The sequence below is a fragment of the Enterococcus sp. FDAARGOS_553 genome (assembly GCF_003812305.1).
GTDB classification, from domain to species: domain Bacteria; phylum Bacillota; class Bacilli; order Lactobacillales; family Enterococcaceae; genus Enterococcus_D; species Enterococcus_D gallinarum.
Genome location: NZ_CP033740.1, coordinates 1,359,852 through 1,383,331, shown reverse-complemented (window position 1 = coordinate 1,383,331; position 23,480 = coordinate 1,359,852). Strand labels below are relative to the sequence as shown.

Below are 23,480 nucleotides of genomic sequence, written 5' to 3'. Positions count from 1 at the left end.
GAATAAACTAAGTTGTAGCGGTCATCGTTCGTAGTATTCTTTCTTTGGTTCCTCCAACGAGGGCTACTAGAATTGATCAGCGTCCAAATCCGCCCATTTGGTTTGTCGTGGCAGTTGCGCCAGATTGAGTCAAATTTGAAAGGGTATCTGTTAAAGATAATGTGCCTAATTCAGAAGCATCCTTCACACTTCCTCCTTGATAAAGACCATAAACAGAAGTTTCACTATTGCTGCCGCCACTAAGTAGTGTATAGTCTGCTGATTGTAAATCTGGACTTGAAATCACCACATGTTGAAAATCCTTACTAGGTGCATAGGATAATAACGTATTGCCCTCAGTATCTTGCAAGGTGATCAACGTGTCTGCTGCCTGAGATTGATCGAAAGTAATCGCCACTGATCGTTGTGTTCCGCCACTCACATTCATTGCCATATCAGTGGTTCCTGCAGCGACGAGGGTCCCACCTGTAATTTCAAAGGTTCCATTATAATCTAAAGCGCCATTCCCGCCTTGCGTCGGTCCATTGACAATCACGATTCCACCGCTCATTGTGACATTGCCATTGCTGTCCAATCCATCTCCTTCAGCATCAATTGACAAGGTTCCACCTGTGATGACAACTTCTTTGCTATCGTCTGCTTGATCGCCACCGCCTGGTCCTCCTCCAAAACTATCTTGTCCAAATTGTCCGCTGTCCGTCGTGTCGCTGCCGCCGCCGGCATTTACCCCATCATCGCTTGCTAGCACTTGAATATCTCCACCAGCAATGGTGATGACGCTTGCTTCTAAGCCTTCATAGGATTTGTTGACAATAATCGTCCCATCATTAATGGTTAAACCATTGTCTGCATGAATGCCATCATCTCCAGTCGCTGCTGAAATCTCCCCGCCATTGATGGTGACTGAATCATTGGCGTGGATACTATCATCCGCACTATCGATAGTATAGGAACCACTTGCTAGTAGGATGGATCCACCTGCTTTCATTCCTTTATAACTTTCATCAGCGACGACCGCTTGACTATCTGCACCATCAGCTGTCTTAACGGTCATTTCTGCTGATTGAATACTAAGATTTGTCTCAGCTTGGATACCATCCCGACCACTTTGGATCGTAAATATACCCCCATCAATCCCAATATAGCCTTTTGTAGCATCTTCGGTATTGTTGGCTTGGATACCATCTCCTTCAGAAGTCGTCAGAGTATAATTCCCATCTCGAATCGACACCGAATCTTTTCCTTTGATCGCATTGTTTTTTGCTGTGATTTCATAGGTGCCGCTTGCCAAGACTAAATCGTCTTTGCTGCGGATACCGTTGCTATAATTGCCTTCAATGACCAATTTCCCTTCTCCATTGATCGACAAATCGTCTTTTCTATAAAAAGCAGCATCCGGTTCGGTTTCTCCTTCTGCAAAGGTATAACTCGTTCCATCCGTTAACGTATTTGTTGTATCCGCAGCTAATGTCGTAATGACTTTCTCTGCCTGCTCGATAACAACTGCTGAACTGTTAGCATTCGTGATACTTACTCCAGCAAAAATCAAATGAACTTTGGCTTCTTTGTCGACGTTGATTTTCAACTGACCATCTGTCAAAGAACCGCTGACCATATATGTCCCTGCCGAAGTAATCGTTACTGTTTGATCATCAACTGTAAATCCTTCTCCAGCTTCCGTTTGTGAACCCGCCAGTTTTATCGCTATGGCTGAAGATGACTCATAAGAAGCATCCAAATCCTCTTCTTCATACTTTCCATAATAATCTGTATCTTCCAAAGAAGTAGATCCATTCGTAACCGTTGCTTCCGAAGTTCCAGTGGCAGAACTTGAAGAATTTGTTTCAGATTGCTGCGCACAAGCTACCAGTAACAGTGCCAAAAACAATGGGTAGATTTTTTTCATTAGTCTTCCTCCTTATAATTCATCACGATTAGCCGCAACTTTACCGAGTACAACAGGTAAATTGCCATTACGCGTCCGTACATCATCGATCAAAGCCTTTTCTTGTGTTTGATCCTTCAATACTAAGTGATAGCGTAACTCGTAGAGACTACCCATGGTTGTTGTGCGTACCGAATCCAACTTGGCTGTATGAGTAAATTTCTCAAAAATGTCATCAAACAGTTGGGGATAATCTAAGTCTTCTGGAATAGTTATTTTCAATTCCCGTTCGCTCGTCTTACGTCGTTCGCCAAAGGGTACGGTATACAGCATCAATAAAAAGGCAGCTACCACGAATGAAAAAACCACCACATAACCGACATAACCCATACCGGTAGCTAAGCCGATCCCCATGGACCAAAACACACTGGTGATTTCGCGAGAACCTCCTGGAACGGAACGGAAGCGGATCAAGCTGAATGCGCCCAAAATCGCTACCCCAGTTCCTAAATTCCCATTGACCAGCATAATCACTGATTGTACTAGAACCGGCAGTACTGCCAACGTAATGACAAAATTTTTTGTATAAACATTCTTTACCATATGCACTCCGGCAACTAAGAGACCCAGAATCAGTGAGGCACTAATACAAATAATCAAGCCATCCCATTCAAGAGTAGCGGTATCACTTAACAAACTAGATAACATTCTGAATATCCTCCTTTTTAAACAAATGACGTTGGTAGGTTTGAGTATACTTGGAAAAACTAGCTTTGCGCACACCATACTGATTCAATTGTTCAACAAACCAAAGGGGATAGGCCCCCATTGCTTTGACTTCCATCAACACACCAATCTCTGACGCTATCAATTGTCCATAACTCCCTTCAGACAATGTCAGATTGTTTTCCCGATAACGAATGTTTTGATCAAAGGTCACTCTAAATTCACTGTCTTCTGATGCAAAAAGCGAAAGGCGGTCATAGGCAATCAAAACGCGCGGACTTAAGTCATGGTTTTGTTTAAATAGCCAACGAATTTCGGCGGCAATTTGAAGTGGTTGAATAGTGGTAGGAAATTCCCCGCTTCGTATCCATGATTGATAATCTGAATAGCTTAGAGGAACACGCCGCTTATATACAATGCCATTGACTTTCTTCTTGATTTCTAGGAACACCAAACTGTCCTGAGATGGAACACCATAACTCCGGATGCGAAATTTCTCTTTATACTTTGGCTTATCCATCGAATGACGGATGAAACGAAAATCATCCGTGTCATAGTAAAGAGATAGAATCGTGTGTTGGCCATATTCATCAATCTTCATCCTCTGCTGCAACGCACCCAGAAACGGCTGAAACTGCTCAGACGATAAAAGATACTTGGTTTCTTTTCGTTGAAATACCTTTTTTAATTTCATGGTATTTTCCTCCTTTGATTGCTATAGTCCCTATTTAAGACGCTGAAACTTAAAGACAGCTTAAGCAAAAATCACTTTTTTAAGTTTTTTTTATGTTACTCATGCTATGCTTATAATGAAAGAGGTGACAGAATGATCAAGTTATTACTGATCGAAGACGACAGAACGTTATCAGAAAATATTAAAGAAATCGTTGCAGAAATTGGTGAAATCAGCCAAGCTTTTGATGGGAGTGAAGGTCTGTATGAAGCCCAAAGTGGGATTTATGATTTGATCATTCTAGATTTGATGCTTCCAGAAATGAATGGCTATGAAGTATTGGCAAAATTACGACAGCACACTGTTCAGACACCAGTCTTGATCTTAACCGCCAAAGATGGATTAGAAGATAAGGTCGCTGGCTTTCAAAAAGGCGCCGATGACTATTTGACAAAACCTTTTTATCGGGAAGAATTATTGATGCGTTGCAAAGCCTTGTTAAAACGTTCATTGGGTTTATTTAATGAAAACCAAGTGGTCTATAAAGGATTGACCTGCAATCTCTCTACTAATGAGGTAACGATTGACGAAAAGCTATTACCTATCCAAGGAAAAGAATTTGCATTACTCGTTTATTTTTTGCAAAACCGAGGCATTATTTTGACGAAAGAGCAAATTTTTGACCGTATTTGGGGATTTGATTCAGAAACAACGATCACAGTAGTCGAGGTCTACATCAGCAATTTACGCAAACATCTTCGGGATACTGGTATTGATAAAGAGATCCGGACACTGCGCAATGTAGGCTATATTATGCAAGGAGATTAGCGAATGAACAAAGAACTCTCTAAGAAACAGCGACTTAAATTGTTCTTGATCAATATCAGCGCTTTTGCATTGATCTTTACATTGCTCGGAATCATTGTACTAGAATTATTTGATCAATCTGCATATCAAGAAACCGATATTGCCCTTGAACAAGCCGTCCAAGATACACGTCTGGTCCAAGCAGAGATCAACAACGCTAATCAAAACGAAGCCATTGCCTTACCGCCCAATACAGCAATGCCAAAGATTCCTGGAACCAATCGTTTCAACACCCAATTTATTCTTTGGTCAGAAGACGGTACGATAGTAAACAAACAATCATTAGGCGGACGTTTCTCTCAGCTAGCTTCACTCAAATTAGATACGGAACATTTAAATACGATTCAATCACTGACCGTAAGCGATCAAAATGAAGCGGAGACTTTGCTGTTTCACTCGATCACGGTTGCCGCGCCTACGAACCAATCAGGGGTAGCCTATGTTCAAGTGTTGGCCAATACCAACCAAATCAATAATGCAATGAACAACTTTCAAACAATTTTGATTTTATCGATGATTTTCTTTTGGATCTTGTCAATCGGTATCAGCTACTACCTTTCTTCATTGACAATGCGGCCGATCCTCGCTTCGTGGAAAAAACAGCAAGAATTTGTCGAAAATGCTTCTCATGAATTACGGACGCCTTTGACGATCATCCAAAACAGTTTAGAGCGCACCTTCACTAAGCCCAATCATACGATCATTGAGGAATCAGAAAGTATTGCTCAAGCATTAGCAGAGACCCGGAGGTTGACTGGATTGACAGCGGATTTATTGACGATTGCCCGCAGCGATTCCAACCAGCAGATGTTAGCCAAAGAAACCATTGCCATCGCTCCTTTCATTCAAGAACTGGCAAAACCGTTTCAAGAGATTGCCAAAATGAATAATAAACAATTTGTCTTGGAAAACCTAGCTACGACAACTGCTGTCTTCGACCCCAAAAAAATACATCAAGTATTAGTAATTTTATTGGATAATGCCCTGAAATATACAAGTCAAGGAGATAAGATCACACTGCTGTCAGAAATTTCCAACAAGTATTGGCTGCTCGAAGTTAGAAACACAGGTCCATCTATTAGCGATGAAGACAAGAAACATATTTTTGAACGCTTTTATCGGGAAGATCGCTCCCGTTCAAAAGAAACCGGCGGCTATGGTCTCGGTTTGGCCATCGCCAAACAAATCGTGGAGGAACACAAAGGGCAAATCAGTGTACGTGATCTACAACCTAAAGGCGTTATTTTTCAAATCCGTTTGCCAAAGGTGGGATAAAAATGAAAGTCATTCATTTAAGAGAACATCCTGAATATTTACAGGAAGCGATCACTTATTTTCAATCAAAATGGGCGAGTCCCGCATCCATGAAAGTGTATGAAGATAGCTTGACCCACAGTTTTGCTGATACCGATCTACCGCAATGGTTCCTACTCGTGGATAACCAAGCCGCTGCTGTCCCCTCGATCATTGGCTGTGGTGGACTGATCACGAATGATTTTATCAGCCGAATGGATTTGATGCCTTGGCTGCGCGCCCTCTATGTCGATCCTCACTATCGCAGACAAGGTGGTGCTCGGCTTTTGATCGATACTATCAAGCAATCTGCCGCTACTGCTGGTTTCTCGACCCTTTATTTATGTACAGATCTTGTTTCGTTTTATGAAAAATTTGGTTTTGAGCTGATGGGTACAGGCTATCATCCTTGGGGAGAAGAATCGATGATCTATCGCTATCCCCTACAGAAATAGACAAAAAAACAGCCTTGAACATGAATGTTCAAAGCTGTTTTTTATTCACAGTACTATTACTAGTAGAATACCCTATCTCCACAAAAGGAATATTCCGACACCCTGCATCCGGCAGGTGGATCGCTCCTTGTGCCTCTGTTATCAATCTGGTCAGTCAAAGCTAGACCATCTCGACTCGTCGCATGAGGTATACTTTACCATAATTGATAAAGAAAAACTACTGCTTTATCAAAAAAATTCTTTAATAAGTGTTTTCGAAAGAAAAGATGCTCAGCTTTCGGTTAAGAATGTTGCAACTTTCGTTGTGATCAAATCAATCGCTACGTGGTTCTCGCCGCCTTCTGGAACGATGACATCTGCATAGCGCTTCGTAGGTTCGATAAATTGATGATACATAGGCTTGACTACTGTCAAATATTGTTCAATAACGGAATCCAGCGTTCGTCCGCGTTCTTCCATATCTCGTTTGATCCGACGAATGATTCGAATATCATCATCCGTATCTACATACAGTTTGATATCCATCAAGTCTCGCAAACGTTCGTCTTCCAAAATCAAGATTCCTTCAAGGATGATCACTTCTTTTGGTTCCTGAATGATCGTTGCTTCACTGCGAGTATGTGCCACATAATCATAGACCGGTTTTTCGATCGTTTCGTAGGCAAGGAGTTTCTGCAGATGTTCGATCAATAGATCGGTATCAAAGGCAAACGGATGATCATAGTTTGTGTTCAACCGTTCTTCAAAGCTCAAGTTGCTTTGATCTTTATAATAAGAGTCTTGTTCAAGCATCATAATGGAATGATTGGGAAAGTGATTGAAAATCGCTCGGCTCACACTTGTTTTTCCACTACCAGAACCACCAGTCACACCAATAATAATGGGCTTGCCATTCGTCATTCAATTAACCTCTTTCGTCTCTAAAATTTACACTGTTTCTATTATAGCGAAATTCTGAAAAATTACTATTCATTTCTAAGAAATCAGTCTTTTAATAACGATGGCAATTGATCCAACGACTGGATCTCATAGGTTGGGAGAACTGTTGAAGCCGCTTTTTTGTTAGGATTCAGCCAGATTGTATCGATCCCTGACAAATGTCCGCCCAAAATATCTGAAGACAATGAGTCACCAATAATGACTGTTTTTTGTTGTTCAAAATTAGGAATCCGGTCAAAAACATAGGTAAAGAATTCTTTCATTGGTTTTTGATAACCTGTATCTTCTGATACAAAGATATCCCGAAAATAAGGCATCAACTTAGCATCTGACAAACGGCGGTATTGGGTTTTAGAGACACCATTAGTCACAACATATAAATCAAACTTGTCAGCCAATTCGGCCAACACTAGCTGACTATTGCCTAATAATTTATGCCCTTGATCCAAGTAAGAACGATAGTGTTTTTCCATCGCTTCACTGTCGACGATTCGCCCATACTTTTTAAAAAATAAGCCAAATCGTTCATTGACTACTTGGTCTCTAGACAGCTTCCCTTGTTCAAATTGTTGCCACAATCCGTGATTAACCTCTTGATAAGTCTGTTTCATTTCGAGATCCATCGTCAGACCTTGTTCCGCAAAAAGAGCTGTCAGCGCTTCATGTTCAGTATCTTGGAAATCAAGAATCGTATCATCGACATCAAATAACAGTGTTTTATAAGTCATAGTCTCCTCTTTCTCAGCGAAAATAATTCGCTAGGCTTTCTAATTCAAATTGGGTGAGATTCCGGTATTCTCCGGACAATAGATCCCCTAGTTCCAAAGGACCAATTGCAACTCTTTTTAGGGCAATCACTTTTTTCCCTCTTGCTAAAAACATCTTCTTCACTTGATGGAACTTCCCTTCAGCAATCTCTAGATGAACAAAGGACCGCCTACCTGAAGTCATCTCTATGGTCAATTTGGCAGGCTGACAAACGACACCTCCATGAAAAACGATGCCTTGAGCAAAAGCAGCCACATCTTCCGCTGTTACCGGACCATTGACAATGACATCGTATCGTTTCGGCACTTTCTTGTTTGGGTGCAATAATTCATAGCCTAACTGCCCATTCGTCGTCAACAATACCAATCCTTCTGTATCGCGATCCAAACGTCCCACTGCATAAAGTGTCGCCTGTCGGTCTTCTGGCTGTAAAAGATCAATGACTGTGGCGTGCTGGTGATCTATATTTGCTGTCACCACCCCCGCTGGCTTATTGAGTAAGTAATACACATCTCTTGTTTGCAGCAGTACCCCAGCAACCTTGATTTCATGCAATCGACTGTCGACATTTCGAGATGGGTTCCGTTCGATTTGCTGATCCACCAAGACTTTCCCTTGTTGAAAAAGACGTTTCATTTCTTTGCGAGAGGTCGCTAACCGCTCTTCTATCAGTTTGTCTATACGCATTGTTTTCTCTCCATCTTGGCTATTATAGCTCAGATTTAATTGCTTGCAAATCCTCGACTCATCATTTCATTTGACTTTCTTCGACTTTCCACGTAAGGTTAAAGAGTAAAGTAAATAAAGTTTCTCATACACAGCGTTACGACCTGGTGGAGAAAAGTTGAACCAAAACTTTCTGGGGCAGTTGTGTAAACAACTGCCCTTTTGCGTGTTTTTACTCACGTACCACTTAATGTGCAGAGTTAACAAAATTTGCTTAAAAACATCCCGTTTTTTTCGGGAAATTTTAGGAGGAATTGAGTTATGTCAGTATCATTAGAAGTTACGAAAAGAGAAGTTCGCCCCCGTTCATTACGGAACAAATTGCGTCACGAAGGAAAAGTACCTGCTATCGTGAATGGTTATCAAGTAGACAGTACTCCGATTGCAGTCAATGCAGCGGAATTAGAAAGACTGCTACGTGAAAATGGTTTGAATACCGTAATCACTATGAACTTAGAAGGCAAGAAAGTAAATACACTGATCAAAGAATTTCAATCAGACACGTTCACTCGTGCATTGACCCATGTTGAATTCATCTCAGTCGATATGAATGAAGAAACTGAGGTAGAAGCTGAATTGACCTTAGTTGGTGATGCAGCAGGCGTGAAAGCCGGCGGCGTATTGACACAAAACTTATACAGTGTCGTTGTATCCGCAACACCAGATAAATTACCTGAACGTATTGAAGTTGATGTCACTGGACTTGAAATTGGTGACGCGTTGACTGTAGGCGATTTAGAGAAAAATGATGATTATACGATCGTCACAGAAGCCGAAGAACAAATCGTTGCTGTTGCTGAAGCACAAGAACTTTCAGAAGATGACGAAAACGGTGAAGCAGCAGAACCAGCTGTTATTGGTGAAGATCAAGAATAATTTTTGCTACAAGTAAAGAATAAGACCATTCCTTGAGGAGTGGTCTTATTTTAAACAAGTTGATTCTATCTTTCGATTGCCGACCCACGACCGACTTTATCCTCAAGGAGGGAACAACCATGTTTGAACCATTTGACAGTAGCCGCAGCCGCTATGCTTCTGGCGGTATCGTCCAAACCATGCCGGGAGAATTGATCGATAGTTTATGGCTGATCATTGACTTGGATCTGAAAGGCGTTATTCCGTTAGAAAATCTATTAACTTTTCACGTAAAAAATAATGACGGCCGTGTTAGTATTCATTTTTCACAAGATGATCGCCGTGCTGGGATGTGTATCGATCTGCCGATTGCTTACAATGAGTATTTGCCTCAAACCGTTTATGCCTATGATGATGGTCAGCGCCAAACCATTTTATTGCCTAGTGAAGCAAGCTGATTTTCTATAATTTATTTCTCTGCATTACGTACCAAATCTCCAGCGAGGGAGGGATAGCTAGACACTTTCTGCTAGGCTTAAGGTATTCTTAGCCTAGTAGTTTTTTAGTGTTGCCCTACTATTTTTCAGCTATTCAGTTGTGCGGTTCTTTTGAGTCTGCTTTTAAGCGACACTGCTTGCAGGATCACCCAATTTCCCCTTCCATCATTCCCTACTATGAATCCAGAATCCCTGTTTTTTTCCTTATTTTCTTCATTTTTTTCTCTTTTAAGCTGATTAGCTCCACATCTGTCTCTTTGTAGTGAAAATTATTTATTAAACTTTGATGATTATTCTTTTCTAAAAAAACCAAGAAACTAGTTATCCACTATAATAAATGTAATCTCATCCGAAAGAGGTGATTCACAACTTGGAGGATTTTCTCGAGAAAGAAGTGTTGCGCATGTTGCGTCTGATCCGTAGTCTTTTCAAAGAAAGGCCGCTCCCCCTCCAACAAGCAGCCCTGCAACAAGGGATCTCCGTCAAGACTATTAGACGGATGATCGCCAGCGAGTTAGGTATCAAGTTACCAATCAAATTTTTGATTAAAAAAGGCCAACTTGATTATTTACAGACGGAAGCAATGTCGGTTACTGAGTTACAAAAAAAGTCATCGCTTCTCTTGTAAAAAAGAGCAGTAACTACCGTATTCTTAACACCCAGCTGGAAGAACCTTCGTTGACTTATCCATTATTATGCAGAAAATGCCACCTGAGCCCTTCCAGTGTCAATCGACGTTTCACTGCTCTATCATCCTCTTTGGCAGCGTATCACTTATCTCTGAATCGCAAGCATTTTCCACTTTTACAAGGGAACGAAATACAAATCCGTTTTTTCCATTATCAATTGTTGCGCTGGATGCGTCCACACTTGATAAAAAGTTCCAGTGAGGCCTTCTTTTGTATCAAAACAATCCATGAAAAAAGAAAAGCGGTTTATCCGCTGGAAAATGGGATTGCATTAGCTACAGTTTTTCCAAAAAACTTTGTCCCTGCCTTTTATTTGCGCCATGAACGCAACTATCTTTTCTTATGGAAACAATTACTTGGACTTGAAGCCTTCTATTTATCTGAAGAAGATACCTACTTGCTGAACCAAATATTTGCTGCAGAACTGCTCAAAGAACGTCTGGGAAGTGACTCCTTTCAAATCTGTCTTGTCAAAATCACTCAAATCCACTTGCTCTGTGCTTTATTGGAAGGCGATCTGATCTTGTTTAAAGGGAGTGGATCACTTTCACCTGATACCCTCACACTCATTCGTCTGTTTCTTAGCCAGCTCCCCCACTACGATCAATTATTAAAAAAGCACCCTGAATTGCCGCTGCTGTATGAAATGATTTGGCATAACCGTTCTGTTTTGCTAGATTGGAATTAAAAAAGAGCAGTGACAAAAGTATGAAACAAACCACCTAACCGAAACGTAAAGAGATTACTCCTGCGATTCAGGAGGTCTTCGACGCAAGATTGCGAGGAAGGTCAAATCTCTTTATCATTTAGTAAGTTTCGTCTGTTTTTAACTTATGTCACTGCTCTGTTTGTACTTCTTAATGAAGGAAACTATTTAGCGTCCGCATCAACGATTTTCACAGAACCTTGCCATTGTTTTTCGACAAAGTCTTTGATTTCGTCAGAGTGAAGCACTTCAACCAATTTTTTGATTTTATCGCTGCTTTCGTCGCCACTGCGTACGGCAATCACATTGACGTATGGTGAATTATCCGCTTCTAATAAAACAGAATCATCTGCTGGATTCAAGTCGATCCCAAAAGCAAAGTTCGCATTGATGGCCACTAGGTCTGCTTCATCATTTTGGTAAGCCGTTGCCAATAATGAAGGATCAATATCATGCTTGAATTCTAATTTCTTTGGATTTTCAGCAATATCATCAAATGTTGCTGTTTCAGCATCGACACCATCTTTCAACTTAATCACACCAGCATCTTGTAAAATCGTTAAGATACGACCCCAATCGGATTCCGAATTTGAAGTAATCACGGTTGCACCTTCAGCTAATTCAGAAATGTCAGAGATCCGTTTTGAATACAACCCCATCGGTTCGATATGAACCGCTCCTGCATTAACAAAGTCATAGCCATTATCGGCAATTTGCTTGTTCAAGTAAGGGATATGTTGGAAATAGTTGGCATCGATATCGCCATTTTCTAAAGCTTTGTTTGGCAAGATGTAATCATCGAAGGTTTTGATTTCCAAATCGATTCCTTCTTTTTCCAACAATGGTTTTGCTTGTTCTAAAATTTCTGCATGGGGTGTGACAGATGCTCCCACCACCAATTTCGTGTTTTCTCCACTAGCTGATGTTGAATCGGCGCTGTTATTTGAATCTGTACCGCAGGCTGCTAAAGCGACTGTTAACAATACTGTTGTTGCAAAACCAAAAATCTTTTTCATTTTTATTCCTCCCAATTTTCTGTTTGATGTTTTTCTTTTTCAGCCAATCAGCGTTTGTCTGTTGCTTTTGTCAAAAAGTCGCCGATTGCTTGTAAGATAAAGACAATAATTAAAATAATCACTGTTGCTACAAGCGTCACAGTGTAATTTCCCCGTTGAAAGCCTTCTTGCCAAGCCAATGAACCAAGGCCTCCGGCACCGATCGCCCCTGCCATAGCTGTGTAACCAATCATTGAAATGGTGGTGACAGTGATGCCCGAAATCAATGCTGGGACACTCTCAGGAATGATAATCTTATAAATAATCTCCCAGTAACTTGCTCCCATCGCCTCGGCAGCTTCAATCACACCTGGACTTACTTCTCGAAAGGCAATCTCTACTAACCGTGCATAAAAAGGAGCTGCTGATAGAACCAATGCTGGAATCGCAGCTTTTGCCCCTAAGAAGGATCCTACCAATAGTGTCGTAAACGGTATAATCAAAACCATCAAGATCATAAACGGAGTTGAACGAAACACGTTACTGATAATCGAGACTAAGGTATAGGCAAAGCGTGATCCAAATGTTTGCTTGCGACCTAATGAATAAAGAGCCAATCCTAGTATTAGTCCAATCACAATGACTAGTACCATAGAGAAGAATGTCATAAATAACGTATCGATCGTCGCTTGTTGCATGTTTGCCCAATCGATTTTTTCAAAATCAAAATAGGTTTCTGAAAATGATTTACCCACGCTCGATCACCTCCACGCCTACTTGTTCTTGCGCAAAAAAGCGCAATGCTTTATCGATTTCTGCTGTTTCACCGGTCAATAGAACGGTTAATGCGCCAAAAGAGCCTTCATTCGTTTGCTGAATCTTGCCATAAACAACATTGACATCAATCAGATACTTTCGGATCGCTTGCGAAATGATTGGTTCATTCGCATTGTCTTCCGTAAAGGTCAATGTCACTAAGCGGCCATGGGGATTTTCTCTTAAAAAGGCTTGACGCAATTCCTCGGGATCTTCTTCTGGCTCCAAATCTTGCTGCACAAAGCGCTTAGTCACAGCTTGTTGCGGATGACGAAACACCGAGTGTACGGAACCTTCTTCAACGATTTTGCCTAATTCCATTACAGCTACTTTATTGCAGATTTTGCGAATCACGTTCATCTCATGGGTGATCAGTACAATCGTCAAATTCAGTTTTTTGTTGATGGACAGCAGTAAATCCAGAACTTCTTCGGTTGTTTGAGGGTCAAGAGCACTGGTTGCTTCGTCGCATAGCAAGATTTCTGGCTCATTTGCTAACGCACGGGCAATTCCTACCCGTTGTTTTTGGCCACCTGACAATTGGGAAGGGTAAGCTTTTTCGCGTCCTTCTAACCCGACAAGTTTTACCAGCTCTTGTGCCCGCTCGCGGCGTTTGATTTTGGGGATCCCTGCCAATTCTAATGGTAATTCGATATTTTCCAATACTGTTCGTGACCACAAGAGGTTAAAGTGTTGAAAAATCATTCCAATTTTTTTACGAAAATCTCGTAATTCTTTGTTCTTCAAGGCTAAAATATTTTGACCATTGATCACTACATCACCAGCTGAAGGAAGTTCTAATCCATTCAATAGACGAACCAATGTACTTTTGCCGGCACCTGAATAACCAACGATGCCATAAATATCGCCTTTTTCCACTTGCAGAGAAACATCATTGACGGCATGGACTGCGCCACTTTTACCGTCAAAGGATTTCTTTACGTGGGTCAATTCGATTAATGCCATAAATTTCCCATCTTTCTTTATTCATTCACTAGTTAAACACAAAAAAAGCTTTCATCCTTTGTACATTATACTGTTACAAAGGACGAAAGCACAACTTCCGTGTTACCACCTTGATTTACTGTCGACTCGCATCAACAGCCTCTTCCAGTACTTGAATTTCTTCGCATACTGTTGCACAGTAACGGGTGCATCCCGTGATAGGCTTGTCCTTAGACTCACCCATCCTGCTCAAAGACCATCTTCCATCTTCTCTTCGTTGCCCATTTACACCAAACAGGGCTCTCTGTGTACGTCAAGAACATGTACTCTTCTTTTCAAAGCATTCATTTATTGAGCAAATTATAGCAACGTCTCAATCTGCTGTCAATTCTTTTTGTAAATCAGTGGTTGGATCTTGTTTTATAATTCGTCAAATTGACTTGGATCAACATCTTTAAAGCTGACTAGCCAAGCGTTCATTTCATCGCTGTCGTTTAAGATATCAACGTTTTGATCGATTTTTTCATTTACAGAAGAAATCACGCCTGTTAATGGGCTTGGAAATTCACTGACAGCTTTTTCTGCTTCCAACTCCACTAGCGTATCTCCTTGTTTCAAGGCTGTACCAACTTTTTTCAAAGAAGCAAAAGACACAGCACCTAATTCTTCTTGTGCTTCTTTTGTCAAACCAACACAGTATTCTTTGCCATTGAACAGTACCCACAAATTATCTTTTTTTCTCAAGCATTTCTTTTCCATGATTCTAACAAGACTCCTTCATATTCTTTTTCTTTAAACCCATTGATCAAAAAGCGATCTTCACTAATCAACAATGGGCGTTTGATCAACATGCCGTCTGTGGCCAACAAAGTTGCGGCTTCTTCATTCGACAACGTTGGTACTTTCTCTTTCAAACCTAATTCACGATATTTCATTCCGCTTGTGTTAAAAAAGCGGCGAGCTGGCAAGCCGCTAGAGGTGATCCATTGTAACAATTGCGCCTTCGTAGGCACCTCTTTGATCATGTCAATGGCCTCATAGGGAATCCCATTTGCTTCTAGCCAAGCTTTCGCATTTTTACATGTACTGCATTTCGGATACCAGTAAAATGTGATCATAGCTATCTCCTTACAAGGTTTTTGGTGTACTCTCAGCCTGATAGCGCATCGATAAAATCAAGCCAATGCCGATCATGTTACTTAATAATGCCGATCCCCCTTGACTGATGAAGGGTAATGGAATACCTGTCAAAGGCAATAAGCCAATATTAGCACCGATATTTTCAAAGACATGGAACAAGATCATCATGATGATCCCGGTAGCAAGATAGGCATAAAATTCATTGTTTGTATCAAAACAAACCCGAATCATTCGGTAAATCAAAATGAAATATAATAAAATCACAAAGGCACTGCCGACAAACCCAAAGTTCTCTCCGATCACAGAGAAAATCATATCTGATTCACGAACTGGCACGTAGACATCACTCACATTGAACCCTTTACCGAACATCCCACCAGACCCAATAGCCATTAAAGCATAAGCTAGTTGGAAAGACTGGCCTTGAGTATCGTGAAACGGATCTAACCAAGAATCGATACGTGCAAACTGATATTCTTTAAAGCCGACATTATAGAGAAACTCTCGTCCCATATCTGTTGTAACTAAAAAGATGGTCCCGCCCCCTATCAAAACAAAAGCGGCGATAACTGGGATCACGATTTGCCAAGAAATCCCCGACATCAAAAAGATCCCACCAAAAATAGCTAAGAAAACTAACATCGTTCCAAAATCTTTTTGCAGCATGACTAAAACTAGGACCGGAATGGTTACAGCTAACATTTTAGCGATCAATAAGCCATCCGTCTTTAAATCTCGATCTCGATGACGAACATTGTGATGGGTGACCACCAGCGCCAACATCATGATAAAGGCAATCTTCATCAATTCCGAAGGCTGGATCGTAAAGGAGCCAAAACGCAGCCAGTTTCGCGAGCCCGTAGAGTCGGCTAACCCTGCATCATAGAACTTCAAGAGACCCAGCATTACCAGCAATCCTGCTCCGTAAATATAGGGAGTCAACTTCCACAACCACTTGGATTTTATATGCATGATCACTATAATTGCGATAACTCCTAGTACATACCATAAAGCTTGAAATCCTAAGGTTTTTCCCACGGATGGATTCCTTGGATCATTCGTCAATGCGACATACAATGACGCAAACCCAATCAAGCACAATAAAAATACGGGTAATATCACACCGTAGTCAATTCGATTATCATTCTTTTTTATTCGTGTATTTTCCATGCCCACACTCTCTTCTGTAGAATCTTTATCCATTATAGTGATGTTTGCGCAGAAAAGAAAGGATTCCCCGTTCTCATTCAGAAAAAATTTAGAAACTTTAAAGTTTTCTCTAAAAAAATCATCTAAAAAAAGAAGCAGTCTAATTAGACTGCTTCAATGCCAGCTGCAGGATTCGAACCTGTGACCTACGCGTTACGAGTGCGTTGCTCTACCAACTGAGCTAAGCTGGCAACTAACACAAAGAAGATTATAAGAAAAAAACACAACTTTGTAAAGAGAAGTTTAGGGAAAAAATAGGATTACTGAAAATTTTCAAAAAATGTGGTATAATTTAACTATATCAAGGAGGTTTTTACATGGCAACATTTGGTAAGTTCGAAACAACCGTTGTCCCGTCAGCTGAAGGTGCAAATTTTGAGGTCGCTACTCCTGTCATGTTCACGATCCATGGAATAAAACAAACCGGTACAGTCACTAAGCAGCTTAAGAACTCTGCGGTTGTTGAATTGAATCAGACAGCGGAGAATCAAAAGCTTGTTACACAAAGTAATGGTGTATTGATCATTAATTATAAACAGTTAACGAAAATGTAGTTCGTTCAAAAGGAGACTGGGACAAAAGTGGTAATCTCCAAGAAATAAGGAGGAATACACGGAAATTGCTTTTCAAATGTTTGAGTAGTTTTTGAGTAGTTCGATTTATTTCCGAAGGAGTTGCTCCTACTCCCAGCGTTTAGACGTGTTTAGAGCGTGGAACAAAAGTGTTTTTCACTTTTTGTTCCACGCTCTTTCTTTTATTTTGTTCCAAACAAACGGTCACCAGCATCGCCTAATCCAGGAACGATGTAGCCATGTTCATTCAAGCGGTCATCTAAGCTTGCTGTGTAGATATCCACATCAGGATGGGCATCCTGCAATGCTTTCACACCTTCTGGCGCAGCAACTAGGCAAACAAACTTCATGTTAGAAGCACCGCGTTTTTTCAACGCATCGATGGCCATGATCGCTGAACCACCAGTTGCTAACATTGGATCAACAATAAATAACTGACGAGTGTCGATGTCTTCAGGCAATTTAACGAAATACTCATGTGGTTCAAGGGTTTCTTCATCACGATACATACCAATGTGTCCTACTTTAGCCGCTGGGATCAACTCTAGAATACCGTCGACCATGCCTAGTCCGGCCCGTAGAATCGGTACGATTGCTACTTTTTTACCACTAAGTGTTTTTTGGGTCGATTCTTCGATCGGTGTTTCGATCACTACATCTTCGAGGGGCATATCCCGTGATACTTCATACGCCATCAACATGGCGATTTCATCGACAACTTCACGGAACACTTTCGTTCCACAGTTCTTGTCGCGGATCATTGTTAATTTGTGTTGAATCAAGGGGTGGTCAATTACTTGGAATTTACCCATTTTAAAAGTCTCCTTTGGTTTTTCTTTTATTTTAAAGCAAATCAACGATTGATACAACCTTGCATCACGTCATAGCCATATTCCTTCAAAAAAGGATCTGAGCATCGGCTCAAACCCTTTTCCTGCTACATCTTAATACAACGGATACTTGTCCGTCAACTCTTTCACTTGTGCTTTTGCTTCTTCCAAAACAGCCGTATCTTCAGGGTGTTCCAACACTTTGACAATCAGTTTTGCTACTTCCACAGCATCTTCTTCTTTGAACCCACGGCTAGTGATTGCCGGTGTGCCGACACGAATACCGCTCGTTTTAAATGGGCTAAGGGTTTCAAATGGAATCGAATTTTTATTGACTGTGATGTTGACTTGGTCAAGCAATGCTTCGGCTTCTTTTCCGTTAAGCTCAAATCCTCGCACATCAATCAGCAATAAATGATTGTCCGTTGCACCAGAAACAAGCCGTGCTTGCGGTGCTTGATTGAACACTTTTGCCATTGCTTGCGCATTTCTGATCACTTGCTCTGAATAAGATTTGAAGTCTTCATCCAATGCTTCTTTGAATGCGACTGCCTTGGCAGCGACCACATGTTCCAAAGGTCCGCCTTGAATGCCAGGAAAGACTGCACTGTTGATTTTTTTCGCTAAGTCTTCGTCATTGGTCAAAATCAAGCCGCCACGAGGCCCTCTAAGGGTTTTGTGGGTCGTAGAAGTAGTGATGTCTGCATAAGGAACTGGATTTGGATGCAGACCAGCAGCAACTAATCCTGCGATATGTGCCATATCTACCATCAACTTAGCACCGACTTCATCAGCAATTTCACGGAATTTGGCAAAATCGATTGTTCGTGAATACGCACTTGCACCAGCAACGATCAATTTTGGTTGATGCTTTCTCGCTAAGATCCGTACGACATTATAATCAATCACTTCAGTCGCTGGGTCTACGCCATAGCTAACAAAGTGATAGGTTTTCCCACTAAAATTGACTGGAGAGCCATGGGTCAAATGCCCACCTGCGGATAGATCCATGCCCATCACCGTATCTCCTGGTTCAATCAACGCTAGATATGCTGCAGTATTGGCTTGTGAGCCTGAGTGAGGCTGTACGTTTGCATAGGCCGCACCAAAAAGTTCTTTGGCACGATCAATTGCTAAATTTTCAACAACATCGACAAATTCACAACCACCGTAGTAACGGCGACCTGGATATCCTTCGGCATATTTATTTGTTAAAATACTGCCTTGAGCCGCTCTTACACCTGCGGAAACGATATTTTCAGATGCGATCAATTCTAAATTGTTTTGTTGGCGATCCGCTTCCTTTTCAATGGCTTGCCATAAATCAGGATCAAACGTTTGATAGTCCATTCATACAACACCCCTTTACCTTAATGCTAGCATTGTATCATATTTCCTAAGCTCTACCTATGATCAAAGCAGCGTTTTTTCTATTTTACCTGAAAAAAATTTTGATTGGCTGCTTTTTTCAAGCGATTCATATAGGCGCTGCCCATCCCTGTCTCAGGAAAAGCGGCCGCTAAAATGATCTCCAAGCCAGCGATCGATTCATCTAAGGCTCGCAAACCTGCAAAAAGTCCTTTTGCTGCTGCCTCAACCGTGTCGTCCGCATACATGTAAACAGCTGCTGTTTCAAATCTGGCTGTCTCACAAATTGATGGGCCTGCCAAGACACCTGCTCGTAATCGCTTCTGCTTGACCCAATCGAGTGCTGCTGGCCAGTCCTCTGACCGAACCATCACAACCTTTGTATCCGGAGCATAATGTTTGTATTTCATTCCCGGTGCTTTGGGTCTTTCACCTTCAGATACTAGGTGTTTATCTATTTCGACTTCACTGCCTAAAACCGTTTCTAATTGTTCTTTGGTCACGGATCCTGGACGCAAGATCATTGGGTTTGCTGTCGGATCACTTAAATCCAAGACTGTTGATTCAACTCCGATCCTAGTAGTCCCATCATCGATCACACCAGCTATCTTTCCTTTCAAATCATGCAATACATGTTCAGCTGAGGTCGGACTTGGCTTGCCAGAGGTATTTGCGCTAGGTCCGACTAGTGGGACATGTGCCTGTTTAATGACTGAAAGTGTTTTTTTATTCGCTGGCATACGGAATGCCGCTGTGGATAACCCCCCGGTCACAATAGACGGTAAACTGTTATTTTTGATAGAAAAAATCAATGTTAGGGGGCCAGGCCAAAACTTTGCCATCAATTTTTCCGCTGCTGGATGCAAGTTATCCACATAATCCTTCAGTTGTTCCGGGTCGGCGAGATGGACGATCAATGGGTTGTCACTAGGTCTTCCTTTGACGGCATAGACTTGTGCTACCGCTTCAGGCAAAAGAGCGTTGGCGCCTAAGCCATACACTGTTTCTGTAGGAAAAGCAACTAATCCACCCGCGGCTAAAATTTTTGCTGCTTCGGATAATTGTTCTTCACTAAATTTTTTTGTTTCCACAGTTTATCCACATCCTTTTTTTGAGGACTTCCACACTTATCAACATTTTTTCGGTTTTTATCCACATTTTGTGGATAAATCGTTTGTCAAGTGTGGATAACCCTGTTTATAACTTTTATTCGCAAGTAAGTCTTACTCTATCACTGTTTTTTATCAAAAAAATTTTTCAAAAAAATGGTTGTCCACATGCTGTGGATTATTGTACTGCGACCAACCGATCTTTTCCAGATAAATCTTGAATGACCGTAACTTTTTTATCTGGAAAAGCTTCCGCAAAAATACGCTGGACAGATTTGCCTTGTTGAAAACCGATTTCGACGAAGATTTTTCCGTCAGGTGTCAATAACTTCTTTGCCTGGTCTGCAATCTTACGATACATCACTAGACCATTCTCCGCTGCAAAAAGGGCCATTTGGGGTTCAAACTGACGCACACTGGCATCCATCAGCTCCCACTCCTGCTCACTGATATAAGGCGGGTTTGATACAATGATGTCCCATGATTGATCCCCCACTGGTGTCAGCGTGTCGCCTTGATAAAAAGCGACCTCCGCACCTAATTGCGCCGCATTCTCTTTAGCTACCGCCAATGCGGCCTCTGAAAGATCAACAGCAGCGATCTGCCAGTGAGGACGTGCCAATTTCAAAGAGACCGCGATCGCACCTGTCCCTGTCCCAATATCTACGACCCGCAAATTCTCTGCAGGTTCTGTTTGCTCCAGACACAAAGCGACTAATTCTTCCGTTTCCGGTCGAGGAATCAATGTGTCTTCTGTTACTTTGAAGCGATGGCCATAAAACTCTTCATAGCCTAAAAGGTATTGGGGGGGACGATGCGCTAAAAGCTGCTGCAGATCTGCTTCAATTTGCACTTTATCAGCTGGCGAAATTTGCTGATCCATATGCAGCAACCAATCTAGTTTTTGCCAATTTTTACGAGCCAGAAAAAGGTATTGGATCGCATACCCTTCCAGTCCCTTTGTTTCTAAAAAAGAAGAAGCCCGTGAAAGGACTTCTCGATAGGTTTTACCCATTTTGCATTTCTTCCAATTTTGATGTTTGATCGTACATGATCAATGCATCAATGATCTCATCAAGTTTTCCAGCCAAAATTTGATCCAATTTTTGGATAGTCAACCCGATGCGGTGGTCCGTCACCCGATTTTGCGGAAAGTTATACGTACGGATCCGTTCAGAACGATCCCCAGTTCCCACTGCTGATTTACGATTTGCATCGTATTCGCTTCGTGCTTCTTGCTGGATTTGGTCGTATACTCTTGCCCGCAAGACTTTCATCGCTTTCTCACGGTTCTTCAACTGTGAACGCTCATCCTGCATGGCAACGACGATACCAGTCGGCAAGTGTGTCAAGCGGACAGCTGATGCCGTTTTGTTGACGTGCTGACCACCAGCGCCTGAAGCATGATAGATATCTGTTCGGATATCTTTATCAGCAATATCGATCTCTACTTCTTCTGCTTCTGGCATCACGACTACGGTTGCTGTAGATGTGTGGATTCGTCCTTGAGATTCTGTCGACGGCACGCGTTGTACCCGATGCGCGCCACTTTCATATTTCAATTTTGAATAGACATTCTCACCGCTGATCATCATGATGACTTCTTTGTAGCCGCCGATGCCGGTAACGTTGGCATCCATCACTTCGACTTTCCAACCTTGTGTTTCCGCATATTTCTGATACATATTAAAGAGATCTCCAGCAAATAGTGCCGCTTCATCTCCACCCGCAGCCCCGCGAATTTCCATGATAATGTTTTTGTCATCATTGGGATCTTTTGGTAATAATAAGATTTTGATGCGGTCTTCAAGAACATCTTTTTCTTTTTTTAAGTCAGATAGTTCTTCTTTAGCCATTTCTGCCATTTCTGCATCCAAGTTTTCGCCCAATAGTTCCTCTGTATCTTTGATGCCTTCAACGACTTCTTTGTAACGGCGATACACTTCGACAGTCTCTCGGGTATTTGCTTCTTCTTTGGACAACTGCATGAACCGTTTCGTATCTGAAATGACAGCGGGATCACTAAGCAGTTCGCCTAGTTCTTCATAACGGTCTTCAATCGCTTGTAACTGATCGTACATGTTTTATTCTCCTTCTTTTTTGATTCCAGGGTGAAAATAGTGTTTGCGACAAACAGGGTAATAGGCTTCATTACCGCCAATTTGAACTTGATCGCCTTCATAGACTGGTTTACCGTCAATGTAATGCAGATTCATGGTCGCCTTTTTGTGGCAGAACCAGCAGATCGTTTTCATTTCTTCAATTTTATCTGCATAAAGAAGCAGATATTTAGAACCTTCGAATAATTCGTTGCGAAAATCATTTTTTAAACCAAATGCCATCACAGGAATGCCTAATTCGTCTACGATTTTAGTAAACGCCAAGACATGGTGTTTTTTCAAAAACTGTGCCTCATCAATCAAAATGCAATAGGGTTGATATCCTAGATCTTTTACTAAATGATACAAATCGGTCTCATCGAAAATCGGAATGGCGTCACGCTCTAACCCAATACGACTGGAAACTGTTCCGATCCCGCTTCGGGTATCGATGCCGCTGGTCATAATCACGACCGGCTTGTCTTGTTCTTCATAATTATGTGCAACTTTTAAAATCTCGATCGTTTTGCCACTATTCATCGCGCCATATTTAAAAAAAAGTTGTGCCATCTTGCCCATCCTTCCTGATACTCCTTTGGTATTATACTTGAAAACAAGGAATTTTTACAGGTTTAAATTCAGAAGTCGCTAAGAGGGGTACTGAACAGAACGATGCCTGCAAATGATTGGCTTTACTGCCCGTTTTCCTTCTGCGCCACGTCTCTCAAAATAGTCAATACTTGTTCGTACTCGGGATTCATCTGTCCCTGATAGTCTGTATCAATAAGTTTGAAGCCTAGTTGTTGATACAGTCCAATCGCAGCATGACTCCATGTTTGCGTATGGAGAAAAATAGCGGCAGCAGATTCTTCGGAATCTGCCGTTTGGTTCTGGCATGTTTCTATAACTTTGGTTACCAAGCCGCGAGCGATCCCTTGTCTTTGAGCGCTGGGAATGACTGCTACCCAATGAACGAGCGGCACAATGTTGCCATCTTGCTTCTTCTTCCACCAAGCAGTCGCTGTTCCTACCTTTGTTCCTTCTGGATCCACTGCAAAAAACATTCGTTGCGGCAATTGAGATTCATAGGGGAGAAAGTCTTTTTCAAAATACGCAAGTGCCGCGGCTTCTGTATCAAATTCTCCCACCGCTGTCTCAATCCGCGCCCACTCACTCGCATCACCGGATTGATAAGGTTGAATGATGTAGTTATTTGAGTCAGGGACCGGTGCTACTTCATCCGCAGCCATGCGCTCCATCCAAATTTCTGCATAAGGAATTGATTTGTCTAACATAGAGATACCTCACTTTAGTTTTT

General features: G+C 41.6%; 27 protein-coding genes, 1 tRNA gene and 1 other annotated feature. Of the genes, 8 read left to right on the top strand and 20 right to left on the bottom strand.

Annotation, left to right across the window (positions count from 1 at the left end; translation table 11 throughout):
* Positions 1-76: 76 nt before the first annotated feature.
* From EGX73_RS07170 to EGX73_RS07160, 3 genes are read right to left on the bottom strand one after another with little or no spacing between them, the layout of a single operon-like run.
* Entirely contained in the window at positions 77-1,906 is a 1,830-nt protein-coding gene (locus EGX73_RS07170; RefSeq protein ID WP_123866843.1) for a carbohydrate-binding domain-containing protein, read from the bottom strand.
* Between the two features lie 12 nt (positions 1,907-1,918).
* Entirely contained in the window at positions 1,919-2,593 is a 675-nt protein-coding gene (locus EGX73_RS07165; RefSeq protein WP_003128549.1) for a DUF4956 domain-containing protein, read from the bottom strand.
* On the bottom strand, positions 2,583-3,305 hold the full coding sequence (locus EGX73_RS07160) for a polyphosphate polymerase domain-containing protein (protein WP_123866842.1): 723 nt from the start codon (positions 3,303-3,305) through the stop codon (positions 2,583-2,585). The genes EGX73_RS07165 and EGX73_RS07160 overlap by 11 nt, the downstream gene beginning before the upstream one ends.
* Before the next feature lie 132 nt (positions 3,306-3,437).
* Between EGX73_RS07160 and EGX73_RS07155 the strand changes: the two genes are divergently transcribed.
* The 3 genes from EGX73_RS07155 to EGX73_RS07145 are packed head-to-tail and all read left to right on the top strand — an operon-like array spanning position 3,438 to position 5,899.
* A complete protein-coding gene (locus EGX73_RS07155) occupies positions 3,438-4,112 on the top strand; it encodes a response regulator transcription factor (RefSeq protein ID WP_003128546.1) in 675 nt (224 codons plus the stop codon).
* 3 nt (positions 4,113-4,115) lie between these two features.
* Entirely contained in the window at positions 4,116-5,426 is a 1,311-nt protein-coding gene (locus tag EGX73_RS07150; protein ID WP_003128545.1) for a cell wall metabolism sensor histidine kinase WalK, read from the top strand.
* A gap of 2 nt (positions 5,427-5,428) precedes the next feature.
* Positions 5,429-5,899, top strand: a complete 471-nt coding sequence (locus EGX73_RS07145) for a GNAT family N-acetyltransferase (RefSeq protein WP_021149078.1) — start codon at positions 5,429-5,431, stop codon at positions 5,897-5,899.
* A 270-nt stretch (positions 5,900-6,169) separates the two neighbouring features.
* On the opposite strand, the gene udk is transcribed toward EGX73_RS07145, so the two are convergent.
* From udk to EGX73_RS07130, 3 genes are all read right to left on the bottom strand, one after another.
* Positions 6,170-6,799 (bottom strand): uridine kinase, encoded by a 630-nt coding sequence (udk, locus tag EGX73_RS07140; protein WP_003128539.1) that lies wholly within the window; start codon positions 6,797-6,799, stop codon positions 6,170-6,172.
* Positions 6,800-6,882: 83 nt separating this feature from the next.
* On the bottom strand, positions 6,883-7,566 hold the full coding sequence (locus EGX73_RS07135; protein WP_003128538.1) for a YjjG family noncanonical pyrimidine nucleotidase: 684 nt from the start codon (positions 7,564-7,566) through the stop codon (positions 6,883-6,885).
* A 13-nt stretch (positions 7,567-7,579) separates the two neighbouring features.
* Positions 7,580-8,293 carry a pseudouridine synthase gene (locus tag EGX73_RS07130; protein ID WP_003128537.1) on the bottom strand — a complete coding sequence of 238 codons (714 nt, stop codon included), beginning with the start codon at positions 8,291-8,293 and terminating at the stop codon, positions 7,580-7,582.
* A gap of 300 nt (positions 8,294-8,593) precedes the next feature.
* Between EGX73_RS07130 and EGX73_RS07125 the strand changes: the two genes are divergently transcribed.
* The 4 genes from EGX73_RS07125 to EGX73_RS07110 all read left to right on the top strand — a co-directional run bounded on the left by EGX73_RS07125 (position 8,594) and on the right by EGX73_RS07110 (position 11,061).
* Positions 8,594-9,208, top strand: a complete 615-nt coding sequence (locus tag EGX73_RS07125; protein ID WP_003128535.1) for a 50S ribosomal protein L25/general stress protein Ctc — start codon at positions 8,594-8,596, stop codon at positions 9,206-9,208.
* Between the two features lie 119 nt (positions 9,209-9,327).
* Positions 9,328-9,645: a DUF960 domain-containing protein gene (locus tag EGX73_RS07120; RefSeq protein WP_003128534.1), complete on the top strand. Its 318-nt coding sequence runs from the start codon at positions 9,328-9,330 to the stop codon at positions 9,643-9,645.
* 409 nt (positions 9,646-10,054) lie between these two features.
* A complete protein-coding gene (locus tag EGX73_RS07115; protein ID WP_029487302.1) occupies positions 10,055-10,312 on the top strand; it encodes a hypothetical protein in 258 nt (85 codons plus the stop codon).
* The gene (locus EGX73_RS07110) at positions 10,297-11,061 is read left to right on the top strand and encodes a helix-turn-helix domain-containing protein (protein WP_081445579.1); all 765 of its coding nucleotides are present in this window, start codon (positions 10,297-10,299) and stop codon (positions 11,059-11,061) included. Before EGX73_RS07115 ends, EGX73_RS07110 begins: the two co-directional genes overlap by 16 nt.
* Before the next feature lie 182 nt (positions 11,062-11,243).
* Here the strand turns inward: EGX73_RS07110 and EGX73_RS07105 are convergent, their stop codons facing one another.
* The 7 genes from EGX73_RS07105 to EGX73_RS07075 form a co-directional block, all read right to left on the bottom strand.
* The gene (locus EGX73_RS07105) at positions 11,244-12,095 is read right to left on the bottom strand and encodes a MetQ/NlpA family ABC transporter substrate-binding protein (protein WP_123866841.1); all 852 of its coding nucleotides are present in this window, start codon (positions 12,093-12,095) and stop codon (positions 11,244-11,246) included.
* 47 nt (positions 12,096-12,142) lie between these two features.
* Positions 12,143-12,829 (bottom strand): methionine ABC transporter permease, encoded by a 687-nt coding sequence (locus EGX73_RS07100; RefSeq protein WP_003128528.1) that lies wholly within the window; start codon positions 12,827-12,829, stop codon positions 12,143-12,145.
* Complete coding sequence (locus EGX73_RS07095; RefSeq protein WP_003128527.1) at positions 12,822-13,856, bottom strand: methionine ABC transporter ATP-binding protein; 1,035 nt, start codon at positions 13,854-13,856, stop codon at positions 12,822-12,824. The genes EGX73_RS07100 and EGX73_RS07095 overlap by 8 nt, the downstream gene beginning before the upstream one ends.
* 75 nt (positions 13,857-13,931) lie before the next feature.
* Positions 13,932-14,183: a binding site (T-box leader), on the bottom strand.
* 72 nt (positions 14,184-14,255) lie between these two features.
* Positions 14,256-14,594 (bottom strand): glycine cleavage system protein H, encoded by a 339-nt coding sequence (locus tag EGX73_RS07090; RefSeq protein ID WP_003128526.1) that lies wholly within the window; start codon positions 14,592-14,594, stop codon positions 14,256-14,258.
* Positions 14,576-14,953 (bottom strand): arsenate reductase family protein, encoded by a 378-nt coding sequence (locus EGX73_RS07085; protein WP_003128525.1) that lies wholly within the window; start codon positions 14,951-14,953, stop codon positions 14,576-14,578. Before EGX73_RS07085 ends, EGX73_RS07090 begins: the two co-directional genes overlap by 19 nt.
* Positions 14,954-14,963: 10 nt before the next feature.
* Positions 14,964-16,145 (bottom strand): FtsW/RodA/SpoVE family cell cycle protein, encoded by a 1,182-nt coding sequence (locus EGX73_RS07080; RefSeq protein ID WP_005472807.1) that lies wholly within the window; start codon positions 16,143-16,145, stop codon positions 14,964-14,966.
* 157 nt (positions 16,146-16,302) lie between these two features.
* Positions 16,303-16,375 (bottom strand) — tRNA-Thr (locus EGX73_RS07075).
* A 126-nt stretch (positions 16,376-16,501) separates the two neighbouring features.
* Here EGX73_RS07075 and EGX73_RS07070 point away from each other — a divergent pair.
* Positions 16,502-16,738: a hypothetical protein gene (locus tag EGX73_RS07070; RefSeq protein ID WP_003128523.1), complete on the top strand. Its 237-nt coding sequence runs from the start codon at positions 16,502-16,504 to the stop codon at positions 16,736-16,738.
* 200 nt (positions 16,739-16,938) lie between these two features.
* Here the strand turns inward: EGX73_RS07070 and upp are convergent, their stop codons facing one another.
* The 7 genes from upp to EGX73_RS07035 all read right to left on the bottom strand — a co-directional run bounded on the left by upp (position 16,939) and on the right by EGX73_RS07035 (position 23,457).
* Positions 16,939-17,568 carry a uracil phosphoribosyltransferase gene (upp, locus tag EGX73_RS07065; protein WP_005472811.1) on the bottom strand — a complete coding sequence of 210 codons (630 nt, stop codon included), beginning with the start codon at positions 17,566-17,568 and terminating at the stop codon, positions 16,939-16,941.
* Between the two features lie 132 nt (positions 17,569-17,700).
* Positions 17,701-18,936 carry a serine hydroxymethyltransferase gene (glyA, locus tag EGX73_RS07060; protein ID WP_005472813.1) on the bottom strand — a complete coding sequence of 412 codons (1,236 nt, stop codon included), beginning with the start codon at positions 18,934-18,936 and terminating at the stop codon, positions 17,701-17,703.
* 80 nt (positions 18,937-19,016) lie between these two features.
* Entirely contained in the window at positions 19,017-20,045 is a 1,029-nt protein-coding gene (locus EGX73_RS07055) for an L-threonylcarbamoyladenylate synthase (protein WP_123866840.1), read from the bottom strand.
* 196 nt (positions 20,046-20,241) lie between these two features.
* The gene (gene prmC, locus EGX73_RS07050; RefSeq protein WP_003128516.1) at positions 20,242-21,078 is read right to left on the bottom strand and encodes a peptide chain release factor N(5)-glutamine methyltransferase; all 837 of its coding nucleotides are present in this window, start codon (positions 21,076-21,078) and stop codon (positions 20,242-20,244) included.
* Positions 21,071-22,144 carry a peptide chain release factor 1 gene (gene prfA, locus EGX73_RS07045; RefSeq protein ID WP_003128515.1) on the bottom strand — a complete coding sequence of 358 codons (1,074 nt, stop codon included), beginning with the start codon at positions 22,142-22,144 and terminating at the stop codon, positions 21,071-21,073. Before prfA ends, prmC begins: the two co-directional genes overlap by 8 nt.
* Before the next feature lie 3 nt (positions 22,145-22,147).
* Positions 22,148-22,732, bottom strand: a complete 585-nt coding sequence (locus tag EGX73_RS07040; RefSeq protein ID WP_029487305.1) for a thymidine kinase — start codon at positions 22,730-22,732, stop codon at positions 22,148-22,150.
* A 122-nt stretch (positions 22,733-22,854) separates the two neighbouring features.
* Entirely contained in the window at positions 22,855-23,457 is a 603-nt protein-coding gene (locus EGX73_RS07035; RefSeq protein WP_003128513.1) for a GNAT family N-acetyltransferase, read from the bottom strand.
* Positions 23,458-23,480 lie beyond the last annotated feature (23 nt).